19 protein-coding genes are annotated in these 21,833 nt (G+C 43.9%); 7 read left to right on the forward strand and 12 right to left on the reverse strand.

Features of this window, described 5'->3' with window-relative positions; genetic code table 11:
- Positions 1–845 (reverse strand): tyrosine-type recombinase/integrase (locus tag DWY55_RS09370; RefSeq protein ID WP_243633649.1); only part of this gene is annotated, 845 nt, incomplete at its 3' end.
- Positions 846–1,006: 161 nt separating this feature from the next.
- On the opposite strand from DWY55_RS09370, the gene DWY55_RS09375 reads away from it, so the two are divergent.
- Positions 1,007–2,113 carry an AAA family ATPase gene (locus DWY55_RS09375; protein ID WP_022401130.1) on the forward strand — a complete coding sequence of 369 codons (1,107 nt, stop codon included), beginning with the start codon at positions 1,007–1,009 and terminating at the stop codon, positions 2,111–2,113.
- 28 nt (positions 2,114–2,141) lie between these two features.
- On the opposite strand, the gene DWY55_RS09380 is transcribed toward DWY55_RS09375, so the two are convergent.
- From DWY55_RS09380 to DWY55_RS09400, 5 genes are all read right to left on the reverse strand, one after another.
- Positions 2,142–3,083 (reverse strand): HipA domain-containing protein, encoded by a 942-nt coding sequence (locus DWY55_RS09380; RefSeq protein ID WP_005824466.1) that lies wholly within the window; start codon positions 3,081–3,083, stop codon positions 2,142–2,144.
- A gap of 2 nt (positions 3,084–3,085) precedes the next feature.
- Positions 3,086–3,412 (reverse strand): HipA N-terminal domain-containing protein, encoded by a 327-nt coding sequence (locus DWY55_RS09385; protein WP_022401131.1) that lies wholly within the window; start codon positions 3,410–3,412, stop codon positions 3,086–3,088.
- Positions 3,412–3,636: a helix-turn-helix transcriptional regulator gene (locus DWY55_RS09390; RefSeq protein WP_005824474.1), complete on the reverse strand. Its 225-nt coding sequence runs from the start codon at positions 3,634–3,636 to the stop codon at positions 3,412–3,414. The genes DWY55_RS09385 and DWY55_RS09390 overlap by 1 nt, the downstream gene beginning before the upstream one ends.
- Before the next feature lie 457 nt (positions 3,637–4,093).
- The gene (locus DWY55_RS09395; RefSeq protein ID WP_022401132.1) at positions 4,094–4,441 is read right to left on the reverse strand and encodes a hypothetical protein; all 348 of its coding nucleotides are present in this window, start codon (positions 4,439–4,441) and stop codon (positions 4,094–4,096) included.
- Between the two features lie 77 nt (positions 4,442–4,518).
- A complete protein-coding gene (locus tag DWY55_RS09400) occupies positions 4,519–7,671 on the reverse strand; it encodes a PspA/IM30 family protein (RefSeq protein WP_022401133.1) in 3,153 nt (1,050 codons plus the stop codon).
- 337 nt (positions 7,672–8,008) lie between these two features.
- Between DWY55_RS09400 and DWY55_RS09405 the strand changes: the two genes are divergently transcribed.
- From DWY55_RS09405 to DWY55_RS09415, 3 genes are all read left to right on the forward strand, one after another.
- Entirely contained in the window at positions 8,009–8,956 is a 948-nt protein-coding gene (locus DWY55_RS09405) for a tyrosine-type recombinase/integrase (RefSeq protein WP_005824483.1), read from the forward strand.
- Between the two features lie 442 nt (positions 8,957–9,398).
- On the forward strand, positions 9,399–12,665 hold the full coding sequence (locus DWY55_RS09410) for a PL29 family lyase N-terminal domain-containing protein (RefSeq protein ID WP_243633650.1): 3,267 nt from the start codon (positions 9,399–9,401) through the stop codon (positions 12,663–12,665).
- Between the two features lie 111 nt (positions 12,666–12,776).
- A complete protein-coding gene (locus DWY55_RS09415) occupies positions 12,777–13,337 on the forward strand; it encodes a hypothetical protein (RefSeq protein WP_034532595.1) in 561 nt (186 codons plus the stop codon).
- A gap of 73 nt (positions 13,338–13,410) precedes the next feature.
- Here DWY55_RS09415 and DWY55_RS09420 read toward each other — a convergent pair whose 3' ends face one another.
- Positions 13,411–13,971, reverse strand: coding sequence for a porin family protein (locus DWY55_RS09420; protein ID WP_035447725.1), 561 nt, complete (start codon positions 13,969–13,971; stop codon positions 13,411–13,413).
- A 161-nt stretch (positions 13,972–14,132) separates the two neighbouring features.
- On the opposite strand from DWY55_RS09420, the gene DWY55_RS09425 reads away from it, so the two are divergent.
- The 3 genes from DWY55_RS09425 (at position 14,133) to DWY55_RS09435 (ending at position 15,995) form a co-directional block, all read left to right on the forward strand.
- Positions 14,133–14,630 (forward strand): hypothetical protein, encoded by a 498-nt coding sequence (locus DWY55_RS09425; protein WP_008661945.1) that lies wholly within the window; start codon positions 14,133–14,135, stop codon positions 14,628–14,630.
- 280 nt (positions 14,631–14,910) lie between these two features.
- On the forward strand, positions 14,911–15,639 hold the full coding sequence (gene ric, locus DWY55_RS09430; protein ID WP_005824443.1) for an iron-sulfur cluster repair di-iron protein: 729 nt from the start codon (positions 14,911–14,913) through the stop codon (positions 15,637–15,639).
- The gene (locus DWY55_RS09435) at positions 15,636–15,995 is read left to right on the forward strand and encodes a DUF488 domain-containing protein (RefSeq protein WP_035447724.1); all 360 of its coding nucleotides are present in this window, start codon (positions 15,636–15,638) and stop codon (positions 15,993–15,995) included. Before ric ends, DWY55_RS09435 begins: the two co-directional genes overlap by 4 nt.
- Before the next feature lie 70 nt (positions 15,996–16,065).
- Here the strand turns inward: DWY55_RS09435 and DWY55_RS09440 are convergent, their stop codons facing one another.
- The 5 genes from DWY55_RS09440 to bas-suc form a co-directional block, all read right to left on the reverse strand.
- Positions 16,066–18,501: a DEAD/DEAH box helicase gene (locus DWY55_RS09440; protein WP_117878227.1), complete on the reverse strand. Its 2,436-nt coding sequence runs from the start codon at positions 18,499–18,501 to the stop codon at positions 16,066–16,068.
- 133 nt (positions 18,502–18,634) lie between these two features.
- A complete protein-coding gene (locus tag DWY55_RS09445; RefSeq protein ID WP_002558131.1) occupies positions 18,635–18,856 on the reverse strand; it encodes a DUF2795 domain-containing protein in 222 nt (73 codons plus the stop codon).
- A gap of 70 nt (positions 18,857–18,926) precedes the next feature.
- Entirely contained in the window at positions 18,927–19,481 is a 555-nt protein-coding gene (locus DWY55_RS09450) for a cob(I)yrinic acid a,c-diamide adenosyltransferase (protein WP_005824436.1), read from the reverse strand.
- A 104-nt stretch (positions 19,482–19,585) separates the two neighbouring features.
- Complete coding sequence (locus tag DWY55_RS09455; RefSeq protein WP_117878229.1) at positions 19,586–20,218, reverse strand: hypothetical protein; 633 nt, start codon at positions 20,216–20,218, stop codon at positions 19,586–19,588.
- Positions 20,219–20,222: 4 nt separating this feature from the next.
- Positions 20,223–21,719 carry a 3-succinylated cholic acid synthase gene (gene bas-suc / locus DWY55_RS09460; protein ID WP_057258765.1) on the reverse strand — a complete coding sequence of 499 codons (1,497 nt, stop codon included), beginning with the start codon at positions 21,717–21,719 and terminating at the stop codon, positions 20,223–20,225.
- Between the last annotated feature and the right edge of the window lie 114 nt (positions 21,720–21,833).

Genomic DNA, 21,833 nt, shown 5'->3' on the forward strand with positions numbered 1-21,833 from the left:
GAGTGCCCCATGGCTTCCGATATGATTCCGGGGTGTATCTCGCAATGGTAAGCCATTGTAGCCCAGGTGTGTCTGGCTGCATAGGTGCTGAGTGCCGACTGCATTCCCAAGCACTGCCTGAGTACTGCCAGCCGCTGGTTGAATGCCCTGAGTGCCGACTGGTATTCCCGGTATGCGGCTTCCGACCCTTCCTCACTTTGTAATATGGGGAATAAATAAGGAGAGTCCTTGTCCTTGTTTGCTATTATTCTCACCATCTGCATGGCTTCGGGTGTGAGTGATACGGTCAGCGCCCGTCCCGTCTTCCGTCGTCTGTACGATAGTATATTTCCCTGCAGGTCCCTTTTGTGCAGGTATGCCAGATCCACAAAGGGTATGCCCCTGAGCATGAACATGAGTACGAAGAAAATCCTTGTTTTTTGCTGTGCGTTTGGGAGCGTCCCTCCTTGCAGGCTCCTTTCCGTCTCCCTTACCAGGCTGCTGATGTCTGATGCTTCGAGCGCCTTCTTCCTGTCTGCCCGTGTGCCGGTATACACATGCTCAAACAGTCTGGGTACATACCGTATGTACTTTCTGTCCACCGCCCGATGATACACCGAGCGTACCGTCTTGATGTAGGTGGACACAGTGTTCCAACTGCAATTCCTCTGCCTGAGGAAGTTTTCGAACCTCTTCAGTACGGTCGGGCTCAGTTTGCGCATGGGCATCGGTTGCCATTTGGTGAATGCCGAGAATGCATTCACCGCTGACTGGTAGATGTGTGCCGTCCCCCACCTGCCGCTTTCCCGGAGTTCCCCGATGACTGAGGAGAACATCTCTTGTAAGGTAATTTCATTTCTATTCATTTCCAATTTATTTATAAAAGGTTTACCTTACAAGTATATACAATAAAATGAAGCAAAACAGAAGTTTATAATGTATTTCTTCATTTTAGCCAGTCTTTCAGAATGAACTCAAATATATTTCTTATATTTGCGAAAAAAGTCGCATTGAAAAAAGTCGCAATATGAATAATCCATTTAAATTCGGTACAATTGTAGACGGTGAATACTTTACGGATAGAGTAGCGGAACAAGAAAAAGTAAGAGAGATACTTGCAAGTGAGAATCACCTGATACTTATTAGCTCACGACGTTTCGGCAAGACCAGCCTCGTTCAAAAAGTAACGAAAGGATTGTCACGTCCCGTTTTTCAGTTGAACCTGCAGTTGGTAACAGGCACTGCCGACTTTGCCGCACGATTATTGTGGATTATGCTTCAGCAATATCCTATGGAACGTCTGAAACATCTTATCACTCACTTTCGTTTTATCCCCACCATTTCAACCAATCCCATGACGGATGGCATAGAAGTTTCATTTCAGCCGTCAATGGATGGCTTCATTCTGTTAGAGGATGTATTCACACTGATTGATAAACTGGGAATGAAGAATCCACACAAGAAACCGATTGTAGTACTGGACGAATTCCAAGAAATACGTACATTGGACAAGAATCTGGATAAAAAATTGAGGTCTATTCTACAGACTTACAACCATGCCAATTACATTTTCTTAGGTAGCCAGGAATCGATGATGCAGGAAATCTTCGAAAAAAAGAAATCCCCTTTCTATCATTTTGGATATTTGATGAAGTTGGGTAAGATTCCTCAAGATAACTTCTATGAGTTTCTCAAGAATGGCTTTCTTCTCTTGGGTGAGGATATGGATGCTGAAACGATAGGCCGCAGCATTCTGTCGTTCACCAATTGTCATCCCTATTACACCCAGCAACTGGCTTACCAGACATGGAATAACTGGAAACAAAACGGTTACAGTGATACTTTGGTGGAAACTGCCATTACGGAGTTGACCCATGTACACGATATGGATTATGAACGTTTATGGAGCACTTTCAATAAAACAGATAAAAAAGTCTTGATAGGCTTAACTATGCAGATGGGGACTCCGTCCAGTCTTCCTTTTCTACAAGCTGTCGGTATTGATTCTCCAAGTACAGCTTTCAGTAGCTTGAAGCGACTTGGACAACAAGGATATGTGATACGTAATGAGGGGTATGAACTGGATGACCCTTTCTTCAGAAGGTGGATTGAAGTAAAGAGAGAAGGGCGATAGAAAGAGGAAATCCTTGTTGGGTTTCGTATCATTTCAGCATATTGAGTTTTATGCTTATCATGTCTTTATATGATATTTGCATCTCCTCCGGTAGAAAAGAGAGACTGATGAACTCCATCCATTTGGTTTCTACTTTCAAGAGTTTCTTGAAGAGGTTTTCTATTACTTTTTCGTCCAATCCCGACGCCCGTATGGACGTGACAAAGTCAGCCTTCTTTAATTTACGTTTTTTGCCGTTTAGTGTAAGTGCAAGTTCTTCGGTGTCTTCAGGCATCACCAATGCGGTAGACAGCATGTCATATGCTGGTGTGAGCGTATATACCTCTTGTTGGGGACTATAAAGCGAGAAGTTCTTCAAATGCATGTCGGCATTACCGGTTATCCATGAAAAGACGACTTGCTCCCAGAAATTCACCAGGTCCAATTTGGGAGCGGATGAATATCTCAGCACTAACTTCGCAATCTGTTCATAAGAACCTTTGTATTTTTGTTCAGTGAGTTTTTCAGAAAGTTGGCACATGTCTTCCATAGCCAATTTCCCTCCTTCATTCGTGCGGTCTATGCGCCGGGTGATATAGCATAATTCACCATCCTCAAAGCGGATGAGGCTATGCGGCACAACTCGTATCTTGGCTATCTCCGCAAGATGCATTGTCAGATCCTCTAATTCGGGAAGATTGCCGAACCGTTCGGTTTGCGGCTTCAAAATATAGCGCCCCCATAAGCCTACAATCGTAAATCGTCCAGGCTCGTTTTTACTTCCTTTGTTGATATCCAATGATAATTTGGCCTGCACTCCGGTCAGTGTGGTCTGACTGCGAATTACCTGCCTTGCCAAATCGTTGAGATTATTGTGCGTATAAGGCAATATAGGCGCCTCTAGTGTCCCGAATATCTTTTTTGAGCAAGCCTTGTGGAAATCCCTCTCATTTCCATTCAGTTCTTTGTAGCAATACAGACATTTTGCCATTTTTAATCCTCCTCATTTATAGGTTCGATACCCACTGCACCGATACAGTCTTTACAGCACGCCAGCAACAGTGACATTCGGTCACGTGCATCTATTTTCCAGTTCTTTTCCGCAATGTCAAGCAGCCATCCTTCGGGTATCAGCCCGTCGAAAAAAGGAAACAGCACTTTGTCGTGATAGGCTTTCTCTGTCAAGGGTAATGTGAGACTGACAGCTTCTGCAACATCCGACTGCAGGAATTCCGTATCGTACTGGAAGGTATAGCCATCCTCATCCTCTGTGAGGATACCGGCTTTTATTCCTCGGAGATTTATCAATGCCTGCTTCATCATTCGTCAGTTTTAGTTATAGGTACTGCGCCAACTTCGCTGCCGAACAAAGACAGTAGCTGGTTTACCTTGTCCAACCGCAGCGTCTGTTTGCCTTGCTCCAATTCACGGACAAAGCGCAAGCCTACTCCTGACTTTTCCGAAAGTTCCACTTGGGTCAGATTGTACTGCTTACGCATCGCTTTTACATATTTGGATAATGTTGTTTGTTCCGTATATTCCATTTTTATACCCTTTGGGGTACAAAGATAGAATATATTTTCGTTATTACACCCATAAGGGTATAAAAAGATTAAAGGAGAAAGAGATTATATCTTTTCGGGTATAAATTAGCTAGAATAAGTTTATGAATCTATCCATTTCCTGTCTACCTATTTCTGGCTTTACTCTTAAAGCCTGCCAGTCCTTCACTGCTTCAACGGCCTCTGTGATAATTCTTTCAGTGGCTTTTGGGCTAAGCATATAATCTCTTATGAGAATCACACTATATTTCTAGGCCGGCTTTGCTTGATTCTGCTGAGTACATAAGAAGATAGCTTGTTATATTGTTCAAACTCTTATAAATTCTTGTCACTTTTGCTGCGTACAACTGTCTAAATGGTGAATTGCTGAAAAAAGCAAGAGGCTGTCTCAAAATGCACTTGAGATAGCCTCTTCTATGCAAATGTTTTACTCTTCAGTTTATTCCTGATATTTCACTTTTGTTCCCAAAGCATCGTGGCGCATTTCGCGCTCACTTCGGTAAAGCTTTTCATCTTTTAAATAATAGTATTCCTGATAACCTCCAAATTCGATATTGGCATACTCTAAGTGGTCTTCGGCCTTGCAAGACTTCCATGTACCTTCATACTTCACTGAATCAGAGAAAGTGATGAGGGTGGTTGAGTCTGCACGGAGTTCAAACCTCACGCCATTTTCCGTTATGAATGTACCGGCGAAAGAATGAGTAGACTCTGTACTGTTAGTATTGGTACAAGAATATAAAAAACCGAAAGCTATTGTCAACATAGCCAAAATCGTTCGTCTCATTGTTCTTTTGTTTTTATAGAAAAGAGAGTGCTTCTTTTCCGGAAACACTCTCTTTTATTAGTTATCTGCAGTGATGATTATCTTTGAGCAGGAGTACCAGAGTTCTTCTTAACATCAACTTCGAATGTCAAAGTGAATGTCTTCCACTTGTAACCGAACTTCACAGGGATGAACAATTTGTAATCCCAGTTAACCGGAGTACCGCTGTAGTTGTTGTAAGTCAGAGTTTCATCTGCCTGGTTGTAAACAACCTTGGTATTAGAAGGCAGAGGACCGTTTGTTACACCATCAGTCGGAACCAAGTTACCGTTAACCAGTTTCAAGTTAGACTTGATTTGGTCTGTCATCCATTCGCCCGGAACTACTTCGTAGAATTCCCACAAAGCTTTCTGCAAGCCGGTAGTATTGGCTACAATATACTTCTTGCCTGATTCGTCAGCATTCCAAGAAACATAAGTGAAAGCACCCTTAACGTCAATTGTACTACCACCTACAGTTGCATCAGTAAAGTTCTCAGTTTCACCTGTAGTTACTGTCAACGGTTCGATGATAAATGCATCATATTCCTTGATAGTTGCAGTGTGGGCAGCAGCCAGCAGAGAACCAGCAGCACAAGCATCTTTGTAGCATACGTCGGCAACCAACTTGATGGGGACATACTTGCCTACGAGAGCCTTGGCAGCTTCTGTCGGAGCGTCGCCGCTACGCGGTGCGTGAGTCGGGTTTACTTCTTCCAACTTGATGTTGTAAGTGATTTCATTGGCATCCAGCTTGTTGGGAGCGTAGTTCACAATCTCAGCAGCTTTCTTGCCGTCGATGTACAGGATTGTTCCGTCAGGACTTACAGTCGCAGTCTTTTCAACAACGCTTGTACCGTTGAAATATTCGTACTTGTAAGCAGAATTGGCAGCTTCCAGTTTTTCTTTGTCGAACACGAAGCGGGCACCTTCCTCTGAATAAGCACCACCTTTCACACCCTGGTGGCCGCTGGCAGCATAAGGATACAGTCCGGAATAGAAGAACTTCTTACCGGCACGCAGTGCATCGGCATACCAGATTGCGCCGCCCAAACCGGTTGTCGGTTTAACTCCGAGGTCGTTCAGGAAACCGTTCAGCAAGTCTGTGTAGATGTTACATGTCGGGTTATTCTCTGTATTGTTAGACCATGCCGGGTTGGATTCCTCGGTATTGTAAACAATCGGGTTTACATTGAATGTGGACCATTCATTGTCGTTCTTCCAGTAGCGGCCATCGTAACCCCAGAGGTTGAATACCGGCTTGTAGATAGTACGTGTCAAAGTAATCTTCAATGTAGGATATGCACCTGTAGGATCGGAGTAGTAGCAAACCTTGCTGAAGCTCATCTTTTCCTGGTTGTTCCAGTTCGGATACTTCTTAACGATGTCTGCATGAGTCAGTGTCCAGATGATGTTGTAAGATTCTACACCAGCTTCAGAGTTGGCAATCACAGAAGCCGTACCTTCGCCGGCACCCTTTGTACCATCAAATTGAGTATAAACGGCGTGGAATTCCTGCTTGGTCATACCACCTTCTTTAGCCTTGTCGTAGATGTCCTCATTCATTTCCTGAGTACCGATACGACCGGTGTAGTTGCTGCAGTAATAGATAGAATCAGCAAAAGCATGAGACAACTCTCTCTCGCCAGCTTCTTTCACCCATTTCACTTTCAGGTAACGCATGGCAACCAAAGCATTGTTTACTGTATCCACCAGTTCCACGCGAACGATAGGCTCACGACCTACAGCTGTTGCAGAAGTACCTTCGACAGTGTAAACCTTGGAAGACATGATACCGTTTTCGTGAGAATCCAGCTTGGCAAATTTCTGCTGGTCTGTCTTGTTGGTGTTACCATCTACGCCACCCAATGTGTTATAAGGAGCAGTAGGGATGTAGAAACGGAATGTCAGACCATAATCCTTGTAGTTTGCCAGATTTGCATGGTTAGCGTGGTTAGTTTTAGCATCTTTAGCGTCTGTAACACAAACCTTCACCAATTTCTTCAAATCAAGCGGCTCGTTATAAGGTTGCTTAAAGTCTACATATTCGTTGGCTTTAGATTCGTATACGCATACAGAGTCATGATAGTGTACATAGAAGTCTTCTTTGCCGTCGTTCTGGATTTCATCGGCAAACTTACCGGTCATAGTTTTGCTAAAGTCAGTTTTGCTATTAACCAGATACGGAACCTTAACCTCTTCGTGCAGACGTACATATTCAGAGTTCACATACACCTTAGTACCTTGTTCGTCAAAAGCTTTCTTTTCAGCAGCTGTATAGTTTTCAGCAGCGATAGGAGCTTTCAAAGATGCCATGTAGAACTTTTCCTTGTCGCCGGCAGTCGTTGCAGCGATAGAACCCTTGACTGTCTTTTTGAATTTTACTGTCAGCACGTCCTTATTGATGTCGTACTTAACCGGTTGAATCGGGCTGTTAGTCTTAATATCAGCACCGGTAGCCTTGGTCATAATATTTTCAGATGTGATGCAATCAAATGAGGGCAATTCAATATCTGAAGTACGGACACCTACGCTGGGGCTTACATGGAAATAAGCCTCGTTGTAATCTGTAGAAATGGAGTTAGCTGTAGCAGCAGCATTTACGTGGTCCAAAACCGGAGTCGTAGTGTGGTCTTGAGTTGTATGCTTAGCCATAGCCTGATACTTCTGCGGGGTATATTGCAGGGTAGTCAGCGTGATGGCGGCAATACCGTTGATGTGGCTGGTAGGGATTACGGCCAGGCTGGTCAGACGATGACCAATCAGGGACATCACCTCAGCACTTACCTTGTCAATTTCAGCAGCCAAGTCCTTCAGCTTCTCGTCTGTAACGAAGTCGCCTTTCAATTCTTCTTTCAGAGCCGCAATCTTTTGGTTTACGATGTCCAAAGAAGCCAACTTGTCGATTTGGTCTTGCAGTTCTTTCTTCAGAGCTTTCAAGTCGTCATCAGAAACACCACCTTCTGCCGAACCGGCCTTGTCCAAAGCTTCCTGAGCCTTGTCCTTAGCTTCGTTGGCAGCTGTTTTAGCATCGTTGACAGCTGTCTCCAAAGTCGAAACTTTTGCAGCCAGCTCTTCAAGTGAAGCTTTCTTGTCCAGTTGTTCCTGCAAGTTCTTGATGTCGTCATCATAGTCCTTACAAGACGTGAACGTTCCTGTCGCACCTATCATCAAGGCACTGAACAGGGTCACACTTAGAAACTTTTTGTTCATAATTGAAAAACTTTAAATTTATAAATTTAAAAAATAAAAAGTGAATAATTTCTCATTTCCGGCATTCCTTTTCCCACAATGCTTTTGTTAAAAAATTCCGTTACTTCGCAGGTAACGGAGGAATTTTCCGTGCAAACATAATTGTTTTTCTATAAATGAGCAAATAATAATGCTGTTTTTTTATAATTAATCGAAAAATCTGCATTTAAGCGCACTTTTTTGTTAATGGGATTGTTGTTCGCCCCAATTATTAGTGTATTTGCACGTATGTTCTGCATTATAAAGGGATTGTACTTATACATATTATTAATAAGAGAATGTATAATTTAAATTGAAGATGAAAGAGATTACCTTACAAGAAATGCTGTCAACTATTATTGGAGAGCTTCGAGAAAATGGAAGATGGGGAACAGCCCATATTTACCAATCTACATTGAATGTGTTTTCCGCATTCAATAACTATCGGGATTTGCATCTGCGCAAATTGAATCCAGTGGTTTTGAAACGTTTTGAAATGCACCTGCGTCAACGAGATTGCAGTTGGAACACCGTTTCTACCTATATGAAAGTCATTCGCTCGGCTTACAATCGAGCTGTAGATTTACGATGTGTCCGTTATACTCCTAGATTATTTGAACATGTGTATACAGGAACTAAAGCAGACAAGAAAAGAGCTTTGGAAGCTTCGGATATAGGAACTTTAGTTCGCGGGACAGAAATGGATTTGTCCAAAAGGATTCCTTCCTCAAGCCTTCAAAAGGCCAAAATGCTATTTGTTTTTATGTTTATGATGCGTGGTCTCCCATTTGTCGATTTAGCTTTCTTGCACAAGAAAGACCTGCAAGGGAATGTATTGTCCTATCGTAGAAGAAAGACTGGTCGCACCTTACGGGTACTTCTATCCCCTGAAGCCTTACAGCTGGTACACATGGTATCCAATAAGGACGAGAACTCACCTTATTTATTCCCAATATTACGTAGCAAGGATGGTACAGAAGCGGCTTATAAAGAGTATCAATCAGCTTTGAGGCGTTTTAACTATCAGCTGTCAGCTTTAAAAACACATTTGAATATGAGTTCACATCTTAGTTCGTATTCGGCAAGACACACGTGGGCCACAATGGCATATTATTGTGAGATTCACCCTGGCATTATTTCCGAAGCGATGGGACATTCATCGATAAATGTTACTGAAACCTATCTCAAACCTTTCAACGACAAGAAGATTGATGAAGCAAATGAGAAGGTAATTTCTTTTGTAAAAAGCAATGGAATCTCGGCATAGATTTTTTTATTTTTATTGATAAAGCGGCCTAGATGTGTCCATATTTATTCCTCCCGCAAGAAGCATCTCTTGAAGGGAAGAGTCCTCTCGCTCATTTCTCAACAACTTCCCCTTAAGCCAAAACTCTACAAAATAACACTTTAAGTCTTTCTTTCCCTATAAATATTTTGATTTCCCTTTATCGTAACTTTACCTCTCGGTCATATTATCAGAATTCCACCTATAAGCCACTTTTCATCTTTCATCACTTAAAATGTTATAAACAATTATAGGGGCATTACAACTATATTAAACTTCTTTTCACATAATTGATTCAAGATGGTTCCCGTTACCTGCGAAGTAACGGAATACTTAGTAACAAAACAAGTATGCGAAAGGGGTTCAAAATGAGAGATTATTCACTTTTTATTTTTTTAAATTTATAAATTTAAAGTTTTCAATTATGAACAAAAAGATTCTAAGAGTGATCCTGTTCAGCGCCTTAATGGTGGGCACTGCAGGAACGTTCACGTCTTGTAAGGACTATGATGACGACATCGAAAGCTTGGACAACCGCGTATCAGCAGTAGAAAAGCTGGTAAGTGACCTTCAAGCTAAGATTGACGCTGGATCGGTCATTACCGGCGTTGACAAAACAGAAGATGGCATTGTCATCAAATTAAGCAATGGCGAATCTTATCCTATCAAGAACGGAACAAACGGCACAAACGCTCCCGTTTGGAGTATTGTAAAAGACGCTAACGGTGACTATTGGTGGGCTAAAGACAATGTACAAACAGAGTTCCCTGCACGCGGTGAAAAAGGTGAACCGGGCAACGGTAGCGCTGGTCAAGACGCTAAAACCATCTATTACTACCCAGGTACTGAAGAAACTGGCAAGTTGCATGGCCAAGCAGAAGCTGGCTACTGGGTGAAAGTAACAGAAGAGAAGGGTAAAGATCCTTTATATGAAGTACAAACTACGAAATGGTTACCGGAAGGGACTCTTTCAGCAGTTTGGAATACAAAAGATGAAACTCTGACCCTTGGTAACATGAAGGATGAGAACGGCAAATTGGTTGAAAAGACTATTTCTCTGACTACTAAGTTGAAAGCATTGGTATTCATTCCTGATTTGTATGAAGACGGAGTAGAAGCTACTAAATACAAATATGCCAACGGTGATTTCATCGAAGCTGAAAAGAACGCAATAGAAAGTAAAGATGACCACAATGTAGCTTATGTAATCAAGAAAGGTACAAGTGCTACCAATTGGATTACTTTGAAAGATGCCACTAAGAAAACTTATTGGATGCCTTCAACCAGCGCAATGTACTATCACTTGAACCCGCTAAATGCCAAGCTGAAAGATATTGAGTGGAAATTCTTGGCAGCTACTCCGGAATATGTAGCTACAAAAGCTACTCCTGCTGTGGTAACCCCTATCTTCCAAAACGCAGGTAAGACCATTGACGGCGAAAAAATGTATGCTACATACAAACTCTCTGTAGAGGATTTGAAGAAGGGCAATTTGAGCACTCCCGGTGAAAACAACTATATTTCTATCGCAGCTCTGGAAGCAACATTGGTTAATGGCGAAAAAGAAGGTGAAGAAAAGTCTACAGTTACTTCTGACTATGCAGCCATCATGCCGATGATTCAAGGTTTTAAAGCCATTGCGTATACCGATGACAGCAAAATCGTAACAAAAAACACTTGTAAACCTGAACTGTATAAGACAGCTAAGGAAGCTATCGAAAACGTATATACTGTTCCTGCACAATACAATGGTGGTTCTATTGAATTGGCAGATTTACTGTGTATCCATCATGTAGAAAACTTTGGAGAGAAAATTACTGCAACCACTCACAAAAGCATGAGTCTTGCTGAAGCTGCCCAGCTATATAATCTGACTCTCAAGTTTGAAGCTGTTCACTATATCAGCGGTGACAATGATACAGAGGAAAATGCTTACTCTCAATTGGAAGAAGACGGTACTTTCACTCCTTGCTATGTAAACGACAAAGAAGAAAGTGTGGTTATTCCTGAAGGAAGCACAGAAAAGATTGGCAGAAGTGCTATCGGTCGTCGTCCGGCAGTATTGGTTAAACTGGTTGATGCAACAAATAATGTAGTATTAGCAGGTTACATCAAGTTGGAAATCACTGAAAAAGCCGCTACTCCTGATGCAATTGTTATTGACAAGAGCACTCCGCAGTTGCCGTACTTGTGTGGTGAACAAACTGTATCCATCACTTGGAAAGACATGTCCGGTAAGATTCTTGAAGAACTGGGTATGACCAAGGAAGAATTCACAAAGGGTTATACATTTGTAAAAGACGAAACTTATGTAGCAGACGGTAAGGGTGGCTTCATTCAAGTAACAGCTGCTAATAAATTTGCAGCAGACAATACTTACGGTGTAGTTACTGAAACTCCTGACGGTAACACTAGTACAAATGCTATCCTGAACTGGACTAGCAATAAGACTCAAAGAGACCAACTCATCAAGGATTACAAAGATCGCGCCTTGACACTTTATGGCAAGTACAAACCTGTAGCAGGTGGAACAACTTACGCTATTTACGTAGGTATCAAGATTTCCATAGCAGAATTGCCGACTACTGCAAGTTATGGTAACAAACGTGATGCGTTCTGGTATCCTGCTGAAACAGCTTTGGCTGACAGAGATACTGTACGTACCAATGTTCCTGCTCCGGATGCAGCAAACAATGTAGCAAATTATGTGAAGAATCTTGATGACTACTTCTATCACTACGTAACAGAAGCTGGAAAAGAAGTTGAAAAATCAGGCATCGAATTCATTGTATCAGAAGCTTCCAAGCCGGTTTATGGTGAAATCTGGAACAACAAAGACAAAGGTATGGAAATCAAGTACAGCTACTTGTTCTCTGCTAAGAACGATGGTCTGACTATAGGTGGAAAGAAGTTGTTTGTAAGTACAGTTGAAGCTGACAAGAGCAAGAGCAGCACTAAGTTATACTGGGGTGAAAAGAGAGCAACCGCTTCTCTCATCGCAACTCTTGATAAGACAGCCAAGACAATTACTTATGCAAACAACGATGAAGCAAAAGTATTCTTGAACCTTTTCGGTCATAACGAAAACAAGCCTAACCAACAGTTTGCCATCATCGAGGTATCCGCTGTTTATGGTGACTGCGAAATTGAACTGGCTCCCGCTTACAACTTCAACGCTCGCTTCTTGCGTCCGCTGGATATTGAAAGCAACGACAAAGCCAAGTTCTTGGATGCAGAGGCTAACGGTTCTTCCGTATTACTTGGTAACTTGTTCAAGGCCAACGACTGGCGCGACAAACCGGTTATCGTATACAATGATAAAGACAAAGTATATGAAGCTGCTAAAGAAAACAACGTTAACTTGTACGAATACTACGGTATCAGCGCAATAACTTTGGATATTGACAATGCAACTTGTGACGTTAATGTTATCGGTGAACAGAAGCCTATCAACAAGGACGTTATCAAGCTGACAATCCTTGATAAAGTAGGTGGTACTGCAATTTCTAACCCGATTGACATCAAAACTACCAACATCAGCAAGTTGAACTCTGTAGTATTGAACTACAAGAACAATATGGGTAACACTAAAGACTTCACCATCATGGTTCCTGTAAAGGTCACATACACATGGGGTACAGTAAGTGCTAAAGTTGCCATTGCTGTTGATGGTACTATTGCCAACAGATAATTTTGTAAAGAACTCATCGCATCCTAAAATGCGGTAATATAATAAAGGTGCGTCATAATAAGGTGACGCACCTTTTTATTTAACAATGCACGATTAATAAATATATCAACAATGAACAATAAACAAATCCTTTTTATGCTTCTTCTCTCAGCAAGCTTTCTACTCGGAGCATGTTCAACAAAAGGACACGAAGAGAAGATGAAGACACAGAAAGAGGCAGAAGATGAGTTTGTAGCCACTTTGACTGCTGCAGACTCAAGCGCTGTTCTTACATTATGTACACAGTGTATGGATCTTCTAAAAGCTAAAGAGACTGACAAGGCTCTTGATATGCTTTACTCCATTGATGACGCTGGTATAGCCAAACCCTTAACGATACAACAACGGGAAGCACTGACCAAACGTTTCCAGCGTTTCCCGGTAATTCGTTATCGATTGGATTACCTCAGCTTCTCTACACAAGGAAATAATGACGTGAAGTACAAAATAGAATTTACGCCACGTTCAGATTCTGACACTCCAGGTAGTAGTATGGGGTTCATGTTCAACCCCATAAAAGCAAATGGGGAATGGGTACTCGCCATCAAAGACGGTAGACAGCCTAGTCGCGAAGCTGCTACCCCACTCCATGATGATGCACCTGCCCCAGTAGATGTAATTGTAGAAAAGTAATCAAAAACACAAGAAAGGCCCTCCTTTTTGTAGGAGAGCCTTTCTTTATATTCCACAAATCGTTTTACTACATTTAGAAGAGATACGCCGCAGACACCTGCCAAGTCTTATTCTTGGCACCGATGGCATCACCCGCATTCTTCCACGTAAATGAGTCGCCCATCGGGAGCTGATAGGTCACGCCAACCTGGAGATGCTTCAGCAGCTTCACACCGGCACCCAGATTAAGTGCCACTTGAGCCTTCTTGCGGTCTACGTAATCCTTCTTCTTGAAGTCGAAGAAGAAATCGGGACCGGCTGCCACATAAATACCCAACAAACTACCCAAGCCAATGGTATATTTCAGATTTACGGGTACTTCCAGTCCTGTTTGCTTCACCTCGTCCTTGCCGCGCTGAGAGAACAGCAAAGCACCATCAACACCCAAGCCTACAATGGGAATGGTGAACTCAGCCATCGGACCAATAAAGAAACCGGTAGAATTATCCTTGTTTCCCTTATATCCGCCATCCCAATCTATTTTCGTCATATTCACACCACCCTTAACACCCCACTTCAATAGTTGGGCCTGGGCAGGCATAGCCATAAACATACAGCATACAGCTATCACGAAAGCACTAAAAATCTTTTTCATAATCAATTGTGTTTAATATTACGGGACAAATATATGCAAATTCTTCCTAAAGAAACAACGTATGTTAGCATTTGTTCATTTACGAGAACAATGAATCACAAAACGCATTACCTTTGCAACCTGAATCAAAGAAAGATACCACACAGATAAAATAAAAAGCTATGATAAAAATCAGAAAGACGCAACCCACAGACATTGCAATCCTTATGGACATCTTTGAACAAGCGAAGCACATCATGCGGAAAGACGGAAATATGCTGCAGTGGAGAGGCAACTACCCTTCCAGGGAAATCGTCATAGCAGACATCGAACAAGGAAACAGCTATGTGTGCACCGACGATACCGAAGAAATTATCGGAACCTTCGCCTTTATCCGTGGAAACGACCCCACATATACGCATATCTATGAAGGAAAATGGGTGGAAGATACGCTTCCTTACGGCGTCATTCACCGGCTGGCAAGTACAGAACACAGCAAAGGAGTGGCCAATGCCTGCCTGCAATGGTGCTACGAACAAATACCCAACCTACGTGCAGATACCCACCGGGACAATCATATCCTGCAATACATACTGAAGAAGCACGGATTCAAATATTGCGGCATCATCCTTCTGGCCAATGGAGACGAACGGCTGGCATTCCAAAAAGTAGAAGGATAGACAAGGAAACCACGAATCTTTCATTTAAAGGAGTTATCAGCCGACAAGTCGGCTTAGGAGTTAAAGCCAATACTCGTGCGTATGTATTCACAGAAGTATCGGCTTTAACTTCTTCAACTCCTGACGGAGCGGAGCGAAGTGATAACTCCTCCAATTCCTTTAAATGAAAGAACCGGGCAAGAAAACTCAAATAATCATAACCCTTCAAACATTATCTGCCATATAATTGTATATATAGCAGGCTTCCACAATGTTGTGGAAAACAAAAACAAGATAACATATGAAGGATTATAAACGTATGACAGTCGGCGAAATCGTAGCCGACAACTTCAACAATGCCGGGATATTTGATAAATATGGCATTGATTTCTGCTGCCATGGTTCCGCACTGCTTCCCGAAGCCAGTAAAACTGCCGGAGCCGATATGGAGAAGGTGATAGAAGAAATAGAGCATCTGGCTCCGACAACCTCCGAAAATATTGATTTCAAGAGTTGGCCTCTGGACTTATTGGTGGACTATATTCTCAAAATCCACCACCGTAATATCCGTACACAAGGTCCCGAGATTGAAGAACTGCTGGATAAAATATGTCGCGTACACGGTGAAAAACATCCGTCACTCTACAATGTGCAGGCTCTCTTTCATGATTCCCTCTCCGACCTCAATGCCCATCTCGACAAAGAGGAACTGGTACTGTTTCCCTACATCTATGAGATGGTAAAGGCTAAGCTGGAAAATACTCCCCTGCCCGAATTCCACTGTGGAAGCATCGAAGCTCCCATATCCGTCATGATGGCAGAACATGACATTGAAGGAGAACGCTATCGCCACATAGAGCATCTGACCAACGGCTATACAGCTCCAGAAGATGCCTGCAACAGTTACCGCCTCGTACTCCAACAGCTTAAAGCATTTGAAGAGGCCTTGCACCAGCACATCCATCTGGAAAATAATATCGTTTTCCCACGCTCCATCAAAATGGAAGCAAAATTAAGAGAACAGCCATGACACAAATCAGAATCAAACGGGTATATGAAGAACCCAATGCAACAGACGGCTACCGTGTATTGGTGGACCGGCTGTGGCCTCGCGGCATAAAAAAGGAACATCTGAAATACGATGTCTGGGAAAAGGATATTACCCCTTCACCTGAATTAAGAAAATGGTTTCACGAAGACCAAGCGGAACACTGGGAGGGGTTTGCAGCCATGTATCGCAAGGAACTGGAAAATTCGGAAGCCGCCCTTAGGTTCATTGACACCATAAAACACCACCATACCATAACCTTACTATATGCTTCCAAAGCACCGATATACAACCATGCACGCATCCTGCAACGGTTTCTGCAGGAGCACTTAGACTAATTACTCACAATCTTTACAGTAAAAGCAAAGATGAACTGTAACTCTGGAAAGGCTGTTCAACGAATTGGTGCTACAAGGACACAAACTTCTTTTTCAAGTCGTCCACTCCCATTCCCGTAAAATAATCCTCTATAAAGTCCCAGCGCTGTTCATCCGTCAGCTTATCTGTTCCGAAGAAGAAAGAGAACAAGTCAATCTGCTCCTGGAATATCTGCCCGTTGGTATCCAGAATCAGATTGCGGTAATCATCGCCAAGCGCAAGTTCCTGCAGAGTTTCGGGGTCATTGAAACGGACAAATACGCAAGGCGTACCGCCACCCTCCACACTGAACGAAAGGCAGTCAAGCATAGAAAGCAGATTAAGCAGCATATTCAAGTCCGAGAAAGGAGTGCAATAAAACACCAGGCGGTCTCCCTTACTGCCCACTATGCGTTGGCTAAACAGTTTTTGATAGCGCGACAAAAGCAAATCAAAGCCTTTGGTCACCGTAAAAGAGAGTTCATTGGAATCCTTCTTTTTCACACTGCTGATATAGCTTACACTGCGGCCTTCCTCCGTGCGACTCTCCAGCAGGGAACCGATAAAGCGTTTGGCAGAGCGCACGTCCATGCCATGCTCGGCAAAGACAGCCCGCAATTCTTCTTCATCAAAACGTCCTTTCGACTTTATCAATGACGTTTTCAGCATCGTTGTCAGGCTCTTGAACAAGGCATCCATCCGCTCACGGATGACAGTGGCATCTTCCTTCAACAACACCTCATGCTTGCCTACAGACACGGCACGGGCTCCCTCCCACAACGTTCCATTATTCAGTTTCTGTTTGAATTCCTTGTAGCCAAGCTCAGGGAAACGCTCTTCCCAAAGCGCTTCCAGACGTGCGACGTAAACCCCGTCCTCCCCTTCTACCTTTGTCAGATAGCTCTGGAATTCACGGGCAAAGACATCACCCGTCTTGTCCTGGACATATCCTTCGGTCAACAGATTCTTGGGGCTGATTTCAAGCAGATGCCTTCCATAACGCTGCATCAAATCGTCTTCCAGCCAAAGCAAGGCGGTCTTGATGAGCTGTCCCAACTCCGCTTCATACTCCAGCTTGTTCTTTGTACGCGGCAGTTTCACCACAAACTCGAAATCGGACAAAGATACCATGATTTCCGGTTTTTCCCCTTTCATGCGGTACACTTCCATGAGTTTTCTCAGAATAAGCACCAGCTGTTCCTGGGCAATGTTCCCTGTCTGATGCAGACGCTTCATATAATAGAAATCCCGTTCATGGTAGTCGGTAGCGGCAATACCCTGTATCTCCGTATCACGCGCGGCACGCCCTATCTCCTGAATATAGTCGACAAACGTACTGGATGGCGCCACATGGTATACACGGTCTATATCACTGATGTCCACTCCCATACCAAAGGCTTTCGTAGCCACAATCAGTTTCTTGGTTCCTTCCTTGAACTCTTGTACAATGGCAGCTTTCTGTTCCTTGTCCTTCTTGCCATAATAGGAGGCAACCAGACGCCAGTCCGCCGGCTTCACCCACGTCTTCAAGCGCATGTCGATGCCACCCGCAAAAGGATAATAGAGCAATGTCTTGTGCCCGTCCAGGAAGTCCTCCACCCGCGCAGCCACCACGCGCTGCTTTGCCTTGTCGTATGTCTCCCCGTCCTCCATCTCCATCTGACGGATGTCAAAGCCAATATTCCGGCGCTTCACTGTACCTACATAAAGCACGCAAGGCTCCATCTGCAAGGAACGAATAGTCTCGAATATCATGTCATTACCTCCTTTCGGGTTCCAGACAGCCGTAGCAGTCAATGCAAACAACGGGAAATTATAGCCGAGAGTCTGTTTCAAAGCAGTCAGGTAGCGCCCCAAGAACCAATAGTCCACGCGGAACTCCTTGCCCCACGTAGTGACCGTATGCGCCTCATCGACCACCACCAGACCGATGCGGCGCTCGCCTACAAAATGCTTAATGTCGTAAGAGAGAAGCAATTCCGGCGAGAGATAGAACAAATCAATCTCCCCCTCACGCACCTGCCGGTAAACCTCCATCTTCTGTTCCGGCGATAAATCGGACGAGGCGTATGCCACACGCATATACCCCAGCTCTTGCAGACTTTCCACCTGGTCTACAATCAACGCCTTCAAAGGGGAAACCACAATGGTAAGCAGATTATACTCCTTCCCCAGATAGATGGCAGGAAGCTGGAACAACAAAGATTTTCCGGAGCCGGTAGGGGCAGTCAGCAAGATATTGTCTACCTGCGTTTCACCTTTCCAAGCCTTTTCAGCCTCCAGTATAACGTTCTCTATCAGCTGTCCCTGCGAAATGCAGAGTTTCTCTTTTCCCTTGGACAAGTCATCGTAAATCTCAAGATTACGAAACTGTTCGTAGCCGTAAGTCTCCTTTAAAATCGTGTTTATGGTTTCGCGGCAGTTTTCAGGCAGATGCCTTTCCTTCAAATCCGGTAACCGGCGTGTTGTTGCTTCTTGTACATTCATTATTATTGTAGTGTGGGGATATTAAAAAGAAAAGAAGTAATTCTTCAACCATAGTTATCGGTTTTGGAATTACTTCTCCCTATGTTTCAAAATATTACCAGACATACCGGTAAGTTTTTTCTTTTAAAGCGTATCAATATTCCTCCTCGTTAAAGAAAAAGTCCTCTTTGCTGGGATAATCGGGCCAAATATCTTCTATGCTTTCATAAATCTCGCCTTCATCTTCCATTTCCTGCAGATTCTCAATCACTTCAAGCGGAGCACCCGAACGCATGGCATAATCTATCAATTCATCCTTAGTTGCCGGCCAAGGAGCATCTTCCAATTTAGATGCTAATTCCAATGTCCAATACATAGTCTCTAGTATTAAAATTGTGAATATTAAGTCCTATTTCTATTTTTCGGCAAAAGTATAACAATTTATTTCACTTGCAACTATTATTCCAAAATATTTCACCTTTTTTGTCGTCTTGATTCATTTTACGGGAAAGAACGAACAAATAATCAGACAAGCGGTTCACGTAAGCCAGTAATTCCGAAGCGATTTCCACTTGTTCGGCCAGAGCAAGAATCCGACGCTCTGCACGACGGCAAACCGTACGGCAAACGTGGCAGACTGCCGCACCGCGACTTCCGCCGGGAAGAATAAAGGCTGAAAGAGGAGGCAAAAGAGTATCCAAACGGTCTATCTCCCGCTCCACCATTTCCACCTGCTCCGAGCTGATGATACTGGCTTCTTTCAGCTCCATTTTCTCCCGGTCTGTGGCCAGATGAGAGCCTACGGCAAAAAGTCTGTCTTGCACTTGCTGCAGAAAATCTTTATCCTTCCCGTCAAGCAGGTACGTGATGAGAAGACCCAGATTGGAATTCAGTTCATCCACCGTACCATACGCCTCAAGGCGGATATGCGTTTTAGGTACACGGGTTCCGCCTACAAGAGAGGTGGTTCCTTTATCTCCGGTTTTGGTGTATATCTTCATAAGGAATTAATGTTTAGGGGTTAGAGATTAATGTTTAGCAGCCAGTAAGTGGAGCTAAGCACTAATCACTAACCGCTAATCACTATTGAAACGCCTAAAGATAATCAAAAGTTGACAATATAGTCTTGTTTTATCTTTGTTTTATCGAAGAATATGATACCAAGGTCATAAAGGTCGAACGTAATACCCGCCCGCCCGTCCTGCTTCATACGTTTCCAGAGGGCAGACATCTGCGGAGTGTAACGGATACCCTCAATCACAAAAACAGACTTTCCCCTGGTACGGGTGGAACAGATGCGGAAGACCTCCTCTACAAAACCGGGATGACGATAATCGTGCAAATAAAGGAAATCAACGGGAACACCACTCTCCAGAAAGAGCTCGGAAAGGTCGGAAGCCGAGGTATAATCCGCCCCCTCCTTCCCCGCTTTCAGATAGAGGGCAGAAGCGGCAAGCGTACCGGCATCCACAATGGTCTCCGGCTGGGCATAATTTACCAGACGGAACAGAAGACGTTTCACTTTCTTCGATTCGTACTTCCAACGTTTATCTTTCTCCAGCTCCAGTTGCTTCTGTGCCTTGGCCAGCTCTTCATATTTATAATAAGCCGTACTTTCGTAAATTACATGCGTAATCAGATTAAAGGCAAAAGGAGAATGTACACCGTAGCCGCAACGGTGCCGGAAACGGTACAGCCAGATAAAAGGCCGTTTTAGAGTAAGCAAAATACGATTCATTATTTTAATGCGCTAATGTACCTTCGAAAGTCACCCCTTCACCCGAAGAATAATTCTCCGTAACAGTCAGGAGTACCTTGTTATCCTCAAAGCAGAGCGTAAGCCCAAGAGCGCTTATCCAGTTGACATAATGTACTTTCAGTTGCAAAGCATCAGGTGACGCCCACGCATAACTGCCTGCCACCTGGAAAGGGCCTTCTATACCCTTAAAACGCCCCTTTGCAGCAACCGAATACGGAGGATAGCCATCAATTGCCGCTTTCGACCATTGCTTATAGCCAAACGGAAGACTGTATGTCTTTCCGTCTTTCTCCACCACAGTCATCACTACTTCTTGCTGCTTGAATTGCAGCTCGATGGATTGCCATCCGTATTTGTTCTCTCCGAGCAGGATGCGCTTGCCTGCGTATTTCTGTGAAAGGGAGGAAGCAGCCTTTCCTTGCACTAACGGCAGTTGATAAGAACGCTGTTTCTTCTGCAGGCGCTTGTAGTCCTTACCGGGCGCTAATACCTGGTCACCGACCTCCGGCAACAAGCGGTTCCAGACCAGACGACGCTGCCGACGACCGTCTATCAATGTACATTCGGTAATAACCACTACCATATCCTTATCCGGAACAATCAGAATGTATTGTCCCAAAGCCCCGTCAGCACGTACAGCACCCGGATATTCGCAAAGCCACATCTGATAGCCATAATCTCCTATCTGTCTGGTCATCATCTGCTCCACCCAGGAAGCCGGAAGCAACTGCCTGCCTTCCCAAACACCCCGGTTCAGCAGCAGCAATCCGAATTTTGCCAATGACTCGCTCTGGATATGCAGTCCCCAGCCACCGGTATTGATGCCTTCGGGGCTTATCTCCCACGCAACGTCCGTGATATGCATCGGGATGAAAAGCTTCTGCTTCAGATAATCCAGCAAGGTCATGCCCGTCACCTTCTGCACAATGGCAGAAAGCATATAGGTACTAATCGAATCATATTCAAACTTCTTGCCCGGAGTTTTCACCGGTTTGGCAAGGAAGGTACGTATCCAGTCGGAAGTGAGGTTGCGCATATTCCAGTCGGGAGTGATACCCGACGTCATGGTAAGCAGGTCACGGACAGTCATGTCTGCCAGATTAGCGGAAACCGAATCAGGAAGAAATTCCGGGAAGAAAGCGGCGACGCGGTCTGTCAAACGCAAGCGGTTGTCTGCAATGGCAAGCCCTACGGCAGCCCCGACAAAGGTTTTGGAGCAGGAATACATGGTATGGCGATATTCCGGCGCGAACGGAGCCGGATAGATTTCTCCGATGACCTTGCCGTGACGCAGCACCACCACGCTGTGGATGTCTGTTTTCGGCAATGCCATCAGTGAATCAAACAAGGCAGTGACAGCCTTGGAAGGGACTCCTTCTGCCTCGGGTGTGGAACGTGGCAACTCATTGATTTGTGCATGAACTGCCAACGCTCCCAGCAAGCCGAGAAACAAGAAGAAAAAACGTACTCTATTTTTCATAATTATCTAAGATATTTGTTCTACATGCGCTGCAAATGTACAGCATTCGGGCGCGAAAGGCAAATTACTTGATAATTTTGTCGGGGAACTATTTTTAGACAGAAGAACAAAAGG

This window comes from Bacteroides sp. AF25-38AC, from assembly GCF_003602995.1.
Lineage (GTDB): Bacteria > Bacteroidota > Bacteroidia > Bacteroidales > Bacteroidaceae > Bacteroides > Bacteroides uniformis.

Bases quoted from the DNA above. Each gene is read 5' to 3' on its own strand.
- bas-suc (WP_057258765.1), bottom strand. From the start codon at position 21,719: ATGAAAAATAGAGTACGTTTTTTCTTCTTGTTTCTCGGCTTGCTGGGA.
- DWY55_RS09435 (WP_035447724.1), top strand. From the start codon at position 15,636: ATGACACAAATCAGAATCAAACGGGTATATGAAGAACCCAATGCAACA.
- DWY55_RS09385 (WP_022401131.1), bottom strand. From the start codon at position 3,412: ATGAAGCAGGCATTGATAAATCTCCGAGGAATAAAAGCCGGTATCCTC.
- DWY55_RS09410 (WP_243633650.1), top strand. From the start codon at position 9,399: ATGAACAAAAAGATTCTAAGAGTGATCCTGTTCAGCGCCTTAATGGTG.
- DWY55_RS09375 (WP_022401130.1), top strand. From the start codon at position 1,007: ATGAATAATCCATTTAAATTCGGTACAATTGTAGACGGTGAATACTTT.
- DWY55_RS09440 (WP_117878227.1), bottom strand. From the start codon at position 18,501: ATGAATGTACAAGAAGCAACAACACGCCGGTTACCGGATTTGAAGGAA.
- DWY55_RS09445 (WP_002558131.1), bottom strand. From the start codon at position 18,856: ATGTATTGGACATTGGAATTAGCATCTAAATTGGAAGATGCTCCTTGG.
- DWY55_RS09450 (WP_005824436.1), bottom strand. From the start codon at position 19,481: ATGAAGATATACACCAAAACCGGAGATAAAGGAACCACCTCTCTTGTA.
- DWY55_RS09405 (WP_005824483.1), top strand. From the start codon at position 8,009: ATGAAAGAGATTACCTTACAAGAAATGCTGTCAACTATTATTGGAGAG.
- DWY55_RS09415 (WP_034532595.1), top strand. From the start codon at position 12,777: ATGAACAATAAACAAATCCTTTTTATGCTTCTTCTCTCAGCAAGCTTT.
- DWY55_RS09390 (WP_005824474.1), bottom strand. From the start codon at position 3,636: ATGGAATATACGGAACAAACAACATTATCCAAATATGTAAAAGCGATG.
- DWY55_RS09400 (WP_022401133.1), bottom strand. From the start codon at position 7,671: ATGAACAAAAAGTTTCTAAGTGTGACCCTGTTCAGTGCCTTGATGATA.
- DWY55_RS09425 (WP_008661945.1), top strand. From the start codon at position 14,133: ATGATAAAAATCAGAAAGACGCAACCCACAGACATTGCAATCCTTATG.
- DWY55_RS09395 (WP_022401132.1), bottom strand. From the start codon at position 4,441: ATGAGACGAACGATTTTGGCTATGTTGACAATAGCTTTCGGTTTTTTA.
- DWY55_RS09380 (WP_005824466.1), bottom strand. From the start codon at position 3,083: ATGGCAAAATGTCTGTATTGCTACAAAGAACTGAATGGAAATGAGAGG.
- DWY55_RS09455 (WP_117878229.1), bottom strand. From the start codon at position 20,218: ATGAATCGTATTTTGCTTACTCTAAAACGGCCTTTTATCTGGCTGTAC.
- ric (WP_005824443.1), top strand. From the start codon at position 14,911: ATGAAGGATTATAAACGTATGACAGTCGGCGAAATCGTAGCCGACAAC.
- DWY55_RS09420 (WP_035447725.1), bottom strand. From the start codon at position 13,971: ATGAAAAAGATTTTTAGTGCTTTCGTGATAGCTGTATGCTGTATGTTT.